We start from the raw sequence: 6,361 nt of genomic DNA, 5'->3' as shown, positions 1-6,361 counted from the left end.
TCACATAACCACGAGTATCTATAAAGTGTACGCCGTTGTGATATTCATCAAGCTGGGACAAAAATGAAAGAATTGGCGCGAGAGCAATTTTCTCTGACGCACTTTTATAGCTATCACTGGTTTCATTGCAAAGGGATTCTTGACCAACCAACATATAGTCGATATCGACAGAGGGGATATCTGCGGTTTTTCCGTCAGCAAGAAGTAATACGTCGATAGGCCAAATACGGCAAATACCGTCAACCACCTGCTTATTGTGATCAAGGAAAAGAGGGTTTCCTGATTTGTAGTAATTAGAGAAGCTGTAATCTAGAGCGGTAACAATTTTGGTCGTTCGTTTAAACACTTCTTCAATACGCTGAAACTCACTGCTGATGTCTTTTTCAACCGCATCAAAATAATTTTTTCCTATCAGCCCAAGTAACATGGTCGCGATCACAGCGGGAAAGCCGAAGACAAAGGTAAGGCTAAAGTGCCTATTTACTTTCATAGAATGTGCTCTTAGCGCTCAGTTATTTTCATTAGTTCCATTAATATTATGACATTAATCGACAGCCCTCTCGATGTAAAATAATGTAAGTTGGTATTAACGTTGCACCTGAAGGGGAAATAACTACTTAAAAATGAATAAAATAGATCGCAGCTAATGGTTAGAGTCGACTAATGTTGTTCATTGTGATGGTTTAAATTCCTGTTAACAAAATGACTTATTGAGCATTGTTTTTTTGATGTCAATACTAATCAACGGCTGACTATAGCGCGATCAACCACAGACTTAGGTAGCGTCAAACCAAGCTCACGAGCGGCATCTAGGTTAACTACCAACTGAGAGCTTTGAGCCGTTTTAACACTCAACTTCCCTGGTTTTTGTCCGTTCAAAATAGCGGCCACATAATCAGCGGTCTGCACCCCGACGTCATAGTAATCTAGACCTAATCCAGCGATTGCTCCCTTGCCAACATAAGACGTTGCTCCTGCAACCACGGGTGTGCCAGCTTGGTTTGCAGCATTTATAAGTCCTTCGATACCGCTTGCCACCGTGTTATCAGTTAGTGCGTAGATAACATCAGATTTCTTAGCCACGGATGCTGTTTTTTCTTCTACATCATCGATGGTCAACGCTTTTTCAGTATGCAAAGTAAAGCCAAAGTCTCGTGTTGCCTGCTTTAACAGCCCTACTAAAGCAACAGCATTTGCCTCTGCTGGGTTATAAACCACACCGACTGAAACTGCATTGGGGAGTAGCTCTTTAATAAGAGATACATGTTGGGAAATAGGTGATAAGTCAGAAAGGCCCGTGACATTTCGTCCCGGCTGCTCCAATTGTTTAACAAGTCTTGCTCCGATAGGGTCTGTCACCGCGGTGAACACAATCGGGATCGTTCGAGTCGCTGAAACCAACGCTTGAGAGGTCGGTGTCGCGATGCCAACTAATACATGAGGGTTCTCACTAACTAACTCTCTGGCTATTTTTGCTGCCTGAGCGGGATTGCCACCAGCCATTTCATAAGAAAACTCTAAATTTTTACCCGGTTCGTAACCTTTTGCTCTCAATCCTTCAAGAAGCCCTAGACGCGTCGCATTCAGATCTGGATGGTCGACAACTTGTGAAACCGAAACTTTGGCAACGTTCGCCATTACATTGCTTGTCCATAGCAACAACAGACAACTTACGACCGCTGCCAATACCTTTTTTACAGAACTCATTATCGCTCCCTGAATCAAGCTCTACTCATTATTGCTCGCTCAAAGAGAACAACATCACTATTGATATTATTACCAGTAACTATTGATGACTTGAAGTTATATTTAACAAAAACACAACAAGGCTCGAAAAATGCGTGAAATAGCGAAAGGCAGAATTTGAAAAGTAAGAAACTACATGAGTAGTAAGAGAAAAAAGGAATGAGGGGGAGATGGGTGAATAAAAGCGAAGCGAAAATAATAAAAATCAAACCTGAGAACAAACCATCAATGATGAATAGTTGCTCTCAGACAAGAGGGAGAGTTGAAACTCATTAGAACCAACGTTCCATTGAGGATTTATCTAGCTGACGAAATGCGCGATTTAAAATGATCGCCAATTCTTTATAACGAGGGCGCGACTTCATTGGCTCTAACGCGAAACCCGTTTCAGTGATCTTCTCGTGAAGTTCGCGATACCATGAGACTAGCGCAGGTGGAAGTTGTGTGTTTGAGCGATTACCTAACCACCACATGCCTTGAAGCGGTAAGCTGATTGCAAACAAAGCCATGACCACTGCTTGTGGCATCGCTTGATAATTATTAAAGACCATTTGTGTAAGAACACTAATAGCAGCTATCGCTGGCATCACTTTCACGCCAAAACGCGTCGCTTTGATAATGCGCTGTTCAGGGAAGATCGAGTTTAACTCTTTGCGGACGGGCCAGAGATCCATGTACTTTTGGCCATCTTTTAAACTACTCGCTAAACCAACTCTATTGCTCATATGAGTCTCCCATTAAAAAAAAGTTGAAACCATCAACTAAAAACACAAAAATTTGACGAAAAATAATATTCTTTCAAATTTTTTTGTTATATTTGCACAATATCGCTATTATTTGCAGACCTCAATCTCATTGTTGCCCTTATTTACAATTTAAGCAACTTTGAGAAGACTTCTGCAAGGAATGCACAAGCCTCTTTTTGATAAAGAGTGCTTTCAATTTATACGGAAATTAACGTTTTTTTGACCAAGGTTAGTACGCAAGCCCATGTGCTTCGACTATTCTTGAGATTAATTTTCATCCTTAACTGATTTCGATCAGAAAAATAAACAGGTAGTCATTAATGTCTAAGCTAGTTTTAGTTTTAAACTGTGGTAGTTCTTCTCTTAAATTCGCTGTTGTTGATGCAGAATCAGGTGCAGAGCACCTAACTGGTCTTGCTGAGTGTCTAGGTCTTCCAGAAGCTCGTATGAAATGGAAACTTGATGGCAAGCATGAAGCACAACTAGGCGCGGGCGCAGCTCACGTAGAAGCACTATCTTTCATGGTAGAAACTATTCTTGCTTCTAAGCCTGAGCTTAAAGCTAACCTTGGCGCTATCGGTCACCGTATCGTACACGGCGGTGAGCAGTTCACTTCTTCTGCGCTTATCACTGATGAAGTTCTTAAGGGTATTCAAGACGCTGCGACTTTTGCACCTCTTCACAACCCTGCTCACCTTATCGGTATCGAAGCGGCTCAAAAGAACTTCCCTGGTCTACAAAACGTTGCTGTATTTGACACTGCGTTCCACCAAACAATGCCTTCTGAGTCTTACCTATACGCTCTACCGTACAACCTGTACAAAGAGCACGGCATCCGTCGTTACGGCATGCACGGTACTTCTCACCTATTCATCACTCGTGAAGTTGCAGGCCTACTAAACAAGCCAGTTGAAGAAGTTAACATCATCAACTGTCACCTAGGTAACGGCGCTTCTGTATGTGCAATCAAGAACGGTCAATCTGTAGATACTTCTATGGGTCTTACTCCTCTTGAAGGTCTTGTAATGGGTACACGTTGTGGTGACCTAGATCCTGCGATCATCTTCCACCTACACGACGCTCTTGGTTACTCTGTTGAAGAAATCAACAACATGCTAACTAAAGAATCTGGTCTTGCTGGTCTAACTGAAGTGACTTCTGACTGTCGTTTCGTTGAAGACAACTACGGCGAGAAAGAAGAAGCAACTCGTGCAATGGACGTGTTCTGTCACCGTCTAGCTAAGTACGTTGCTGGTTACACTGCAACTCTAGAAGGTCGTCTAGACGCAATCACTTTCACTGGCGGCATCGGCGAGAACTCTGGCCCAATCCGTGAAATGGTTCTTAACCGCCTAGGCATCTTCGGCATCGAAGTTGACGGTGAAGCTAACCTTAAAGCTCGTTTCGGCGGCGAAGGTACTATCACTACAGCTAACAGCCGTATCCCTGCAATGGTTATCTCGACTAACGAAGAGCTAGTAATTGCTGAAGACACTGCGAAACTAGCAGGTCTTTAATTGATTTTCCTGACTAGCTTCACTCGAAGCTAGTCAGTTTTTCATATCAAGAAAATGGGGCTCAACTTCTATTCCTACCCCAATATGTTTATCGGTGGGAATAGCGGTTGAGCTTTTTTATTTCCAATAGTCAAAGGTGTTCGTCAATGTCACGTACTATTATGCTTATCCCTACAAGCGCTGGTGTTGGTCTTACTAGTGTTAGCATGGGTGTTCTTCGCGCTATGGAGCGTAAGGGCGTAAGTGTTTCTTTCTACAAGCCAATCGCTCAACCTCGTAGCGGTGGTAACCAGCCAGATTTAACCTCTACTATCATCAGCGCGAATAGCGACATTAAGATTGGTGAGCCAATCGCAATGACAAAAGCTGAAGCTTTGATCGGTAGTGAAAAAACGGATGAGCTTCTTGAATCTGTTGTTGAGCAATACAACAAAATCAACAAAGACGCTGAAGTAACGCTAATCGAAGGCCTAGTCCCTACTCGTAAGCACCCGTTTGCAAACCAAGTGAACGCAGAAATCGCAAAAACGCTTGGCGCAGAGATCGTATTCGTTGCGACTCCTGGTACTGACAACCCTACGCAACTTAAAGAGCGTATCGAAGTAGCATGTTCTAACTTCGGCGGTACTAAGAACAAGAATATCAAAGGCGTAATCATCAACAAGCTTAACGCTCCTGTTGATGAAGCTGGTCGTACTCGCCCTGACCTATCTGAAATCTTTGATGATGCAGACAGCGCTCAGCAAGCGAACCTTGAAGTAATGCAAATCTTCAACTCTAGTCCTATCCGTGTTCTTGGCTGTGTGCCATGGAGCATCGACCTAATCGCAACTCGTGCGGTTGATATGGCTAAGCACCTTAACGCTGAAATCGTTAACGAAGGTGAAATCTCAACTCGTCGTATTAAGAGCATCACTTTCTGTGCACGTTCTCTACCGCACATGATTGAGCACTTCAAGCCAGGTTCACTGCTAGTAACTTCTGCAGACCGTCCTGACGTTATCGTTGCTGCGGCTCTTGCTGCGAAAAACGGTGTTGAGATTGGCGCAATCCTACTGACTGGCGGTTACGACATTCCAGAAAGTATTGCTAACCTTTGTGCACCAGCATTCGCTTCAGGTCTACCGATCTTCAAAGCTCAAGGTAACACTTGGCAGACGTCTCTAAACCTACAGAGCTTCAACCTAGAAGTTCCTGCAGACGATAAAGAGCGTATCGAGTTCGTTAACGATCACGTTGCAAGCCACATTGATGGCCCTTGGATTGATTCTCTATCTGAAGGTACTCAAGGCATCCGTCGTCTAAGCCCACCAGCATTCCGTTACCAGCTAACTGAATTTGCTCGTAAAGCGGCTAAGCGCATCGTTCTTCCTGAAGGTGACGAGCCACGTACAGTTAAAGCTGCGGCTATCTGTGCAGAGCGCGGTATCGCAACGTGTGTACTTCTAGGTAACCCTGAAGAAATCCGTCGCGTTGCAGCACAGCAAGGTGTTGAGCTTGGCGCTGGCGTTGAGATCATCGATTCTGCATCAGTTCGCGAAAACTACGTAGCTCGTCTAGTAGAACTTCGTGGCGCTAAAGGTATGACTGAAGTTGTTGCTCGTGAGAAGCTAGAAGACTCAGTATTCCTAGGTACTATGATGCTTGAAGCTGGCGAAGTTGACGGCCTAGTTTCTGGTGCTGTTCACACAACGGCGAACACTATCGTTCCTCCGTTCCAGATCATCAAGACTGCTCCTGATGCTTCTATCGTATCTTCAATCTTCTTCATGCTTCTGCCTGATCAAGTTCTTGTATACGGTGACTGTGCGATCAACCCAGATCCAACAGCTGAACAGCTTGCTGAAATCGCTATCCAATCTGCAGATTCTGCTGCGGCATTCGGTATCGACCCACGCGTTGCTATGATCTCTTACTCTACTGGTGAATCTGGTAAAGGTGCAGACGTAGATAAAGTGCGTGAAGCAACCAAACTTGCTCAAGCGAAACGTCCTGATCTTGTGATCGACGGTCCTCTTCAGTACGACGCTGCAATCATGGAAAACGTAGCCGCTTCTAAAGCGCCTAACTCTCCAGTTGCAGGTAAAGCGACAGTATTCGTATTCCCAGACCTAAACACGGGTAACACGACTTACAAAGCGGTACAGCGTTCAGCAGATCTAGTGTCTATCGGTCCAATGCTTCAAGGTATGCGCAAGCCAGTAAATGACTTGTCTCGTGGCGCTCTAGTAGACGACATCGTTTACACAGTGGCTCTAACGGCTATCCAAGCAGACCAAGCAGCTCAAGCTGAAGAAAAAGTAATTAACTAATTTTTCTTTTGTAGAAAGCAAAAAACCCTAGATTCTTATC

At 44.2% G+C, this 6,361-nt stretch carries 4 protein-coding genes and 1 pseudogene; 2 read left to right on the top strand and 3 right to left on the bottom strand.

From position 1 onward, the window contains the following. From AB4496_RS15180 to yfbV, 3 genes and pseudogenes are all read right to left on the bottom strand, one after another. Nucleotides 1–490: pseudogene (locus AB4496_RS15180) on the bottom strand (diguanylate cyclase); the annotation flags it as partial. A 251-nt stretch (nt 491–741) separates the two neighbouring features. Next, complete coding sequence (locus AB4496_RS15175; protein ID WP_009848629.1) at nt 742–1,707, bottom strand: ABC transporter substrate-binding protein; 966 nt, start codon at nt 1,705–1,707, stop codon at nt 742–744. 311 nt (nt 1,708–2,018) lie between these two features. Next, nucleotides 2,019–2,471 carry a terminus macrodomain insulation protein YfbV gene (gene yfbV, locus AB4496_RS15170; RefSeq protein WP_009848630.1) on the bottom strand — a complete coding sequence of 151 codons (453 nt, stop codon included), beginning with the start codon at nt 2,469–2,471 and terminating at the stop codon, nt 2,019–2,021. A gap of 341 nt (nt 2,472–2,812) precedes the next feature. Here yfbV and AB4496_RS15165 point away from each other — a divergent pair, with 341 nt between their 5' ends. Together AB4496_RS15165 and pta are read left to right on the top strand one after the other, a co-directional pair. After that, nucleotides 2,813–4,009 carry an acetate kinase gene (locus AB4496_RS15165; RefSeq protein ID WP_009848631.1) on the top strand — a complete coding sequence of 399 codons (1,197 nt, stop codon included), beginning with the start codon at nt 2,813–2,815 and terminating at the stop codon, nt 4,007–4,009. Nucleotides 4,010–4,155: 146 nt separating this feature from the next. After that, a complete protein-coding gene (gene pta, locus AB4496_RS15160; RefSeq protein ID WP_009848632.1) occupies nt 4,156–6,321 on the top strand; it encodes a phosphate acetyltransferase in 2,166 nt (721 codons plus the stop codon). The last annotated feature ends 40 nt before the right edge of the window (nt 6,322–6,361 follow it).

Source organism: Vibrio sp. 10N.222.46.A1, from assembly GCF_041473595.1.
Lineage (GTDB): Bacteria > Pseudomonadota > Gammaproteobacteria > Enterobacterales > Vibrionaceae > Vibrio > Vibrio tasmaniensis_A.
This window is presented reverse-complemented; position numbering and strand designations above follow the sequence as displayed.